A 2361-nucleotide genomic window follows, 5' to 3' on the forward strand; every position below is an offset into this window, starting at 1 on the left:
AGATGTGTATTAGAGACAGATGCTCACCCCTTCAGCCCGCTGATGGCATCGCTGTCGTCAGTGCCGGTGAGCCGGCGGAGACGCAGGAACAACGCCAGCCCGACCGCGACTTCGGCGGCGGCCAGCGTCAGCACCAGGATGAACATCCCCTGCCCTTCGGGATCGGCGTGATAAGCGCCGGCCGCGATGAAGCCGAGCGCCGGGCCACTGAGCGCGACCTCCAGCGCCACGAGCTGAAACATCATGCCCCGGCGCGCCAGCACGCCGAACACGCCGATCGCGAACAGGCCGGCGGCCAGGATCATGATGCCGATCAGGTCGGAGCCGGTCATGATCCGCTCCTCGGGCTACGGTCGTTGCGACCGATGTGGCGAACGCCGAGCAAGCCGGCGAGCAGCAGCAGCGATGCGAGCTCAATCGCAAGCGCCCACGGCCCGAACAGCAACTTGCCAACCTCCTGGGCCGACACCGGCGCCGGCTGGCCGGTGGCCTTCAGGCCGATTTCGCCAAACACGAACGGCGCGACGATCAGTACCGACATCAGGAGGGGGATCGGCCAGGCGCCGCGCAGCAGCGCCCGCTCGCGGGTTATCGCCTCCGGTGAGATCGGCAGCGTCATCACCACGAACACGAACAGCACCACGATGGCGCCGGCATAGATCATGATCAGCAGCACGGCGGCGAACGCCGCGCCGAGCGCGAAGAAGCACACCGCCAACGCCAGCAACGTCACCACCAGATACAGCAGCGCATGCACCGCGTTCGGCCGCGTCACGGACAGTGCGGCCGAGATCAGCGCGAAGGCGCCGGCATAGATCGCAAGCAGCGAACTCATGGCAGCAGCCCCTTCAGGTTCACCGGCGGCGCCTCGTGTTCGGCCTCGCCCTTGTCCTTGCCGGGGATCGCCTTGCCAGCGAACGACCAGTAGCGATAGCCGCGCACCTTGCCCTCGCCCGAGATCAAGAGGTCGTGCTTCTCGTACACCAGCGCGTCGCGGCGCCATTCCGACAATTCGTAGTCCGGTGTGAGCTGGATCGCCGCCGTCGGACACGCGTCCTCGCAGAAGCCGCAGAAGATGCAGCGGGCGAAGTTGACGCGGAAGTGCTCCGGATACCAGCGGCCGTCGTCGGCCACCGCCTTGGAAAGATCGATACAGCCGACCGGACACACCGTCGCGCACAGATTGCAGGCGACGCAGCGCTCCTGGCCGTCGGGATCGCGGGTCAGCACGATGCGGCCGCGGGCGCGCGGATACAGCTTCGGCTTCACTTCCGGATAGAGCTGCGTCTCCGGCTTGACGAAAAGCTTGCGGCCGACCCGCAACAGCGCTTCGAGCCATCCGAATCCGATCATGACGCGCTCCTCGCCACCACGACGATACCGGTCAGCATCAGATTGAGCAGCGACAGCGGCAGCGCCACCTTCCAGGCGAAGCTCAGGGGCTGGTCGTAGCGCGGCCGCGGCAGCGTGGCGCGGATCCAGACGAACGCGACCGCGATCGCCGCGGTCTTCAGCCCGAACCAGACCGGGCCGGGCAGCCACGGCCCGAGCCAGCCGCCGAAGAACAGCGTCACTGCAAGGGCCGACACCAGCAGCACCGCGAGATATTCGCCGAGGAAGAACAGGCCGAACGACATGCCGGTGTATTCGGTGATGAAACCGGCGATCAGATCGTTCTCGGATTCCGGCAGGTCGAATGGCAGCCGGTGCGCGGCGGCGACGCCCGCGATGGTGAACAGCGCCATACCGAGCGGCTGCAGCAGCACGAACCAGACGCTGCGCTGCGCCTCGACGATCTCGGCCATCGAGAACGAGCCAGCGATCATCACCACGCCCATCAGCGACAGGCCGAGGAACACCTCATAGGCGAGCATCTGCGCTGCGGCGCGCATGCCGCCGAGCAGCGAGAACCGGTTGTTCGATGCCCAGGCGCCGAGCACGGCGGCATAAGCCGTCAGCCCCAGCATGCCGAGCAAAAACAATAGTCCGACATCGACCGAGGACAGCGCCCAGCCGTCACCGATCGCCACCACGCCGAAGCCGGCGAGCACCGGCGTCGCCGCGACGGCCGGCACCTTCACCAGGGTGGAGCGGCGGCTACTCGGCTTCGTGCAGGAGTCCTTGGTGAGGATCTTCACCGTGTCGGCAACCCATTGCAGCGCCCCGAACGGACCGACGCGGTTCGGCCCGTAACGCTCCTGCACGAAGCCGAGTAGCCGCCGCTCCACCCAGGTGAAGGTGCCGGCGAGCACCAGCAGCACCATGATCAGCGCGACCGAAATCGTGGCGGTGATGATCATCCCGATCATGGCGCCGCCTCGACCTTGACCCGGCGCAGCGGCCCGCGCGGCTGGCACGAAC

Annotated in this window: 4 protein-coding genes; all 4 read right to left on the bottom strand. The window is 67.1% G+C overall.

What is annotated here, in order from left to right; genetic code table 11:
* Window positions 1-23: 23 nt before the first annotated feature.
* A complete protein-coding gene (gene nuoK, locus DYI24_RS24975) occupies window positions 24-332 on the bottom strand; it encodes an NADH-quinone oxidoreductase subunit NuoK (protein WP_107345848.1) in 309 nt (102 codons plus the stop codon).
* Window positions 329-835 carry an NADH-quinone oxidoreductase subunit J family protein gene (locus DYI24_RS24980; protein ID WP_164574237.1) on the bottom strand — a complete coding sequence of 169 codons (507 nt, stop codon included), beginning with the start codon at window positions 833-835 and terminating at the stop codon, window positions 329-331. The genes nuoK and DYI24_RS24980 overlap by 4 nt, the downstream gene beginning before the upstream one ends.
* Window positions 832-1353, bottom strand: coding sequence for an NADH-quinone oxidoreductase subunit NuoI (nuoI, locus tag DYI24_RS24985; RefSeq protein ID WP_107345850.1), 522 nt, complete (start codon window positions 1351-1353; stop codon window positions 832-834). Before nuoI ends, DYI24_RS24980 begins: the two co-directional genes overlap by 4 nt.
* The coding region (gene nuoH / locus DYI24_RS24990) for an NADH-quinone oxidoreductase subunit NuoH (protein WP_246701363.1) at window positions 1350-2361 on the bottom strand (1012 nt) is incomplete at its 5' end. The genes nuoI and nuoH, both read right to left, overlap by 4 nt.

The organism is Rhodopseudomonas sp. BR0C11 (genome assembly GCF_010820945.1).
GTDB classification, from domain to species: Bacteria; Pseudomonadota; Alphaproteobacteria; order Rhizobiales; family Xanthobacteraceae; genus Rhodopseudomonas; species Rhodopseudomonas palustris_H.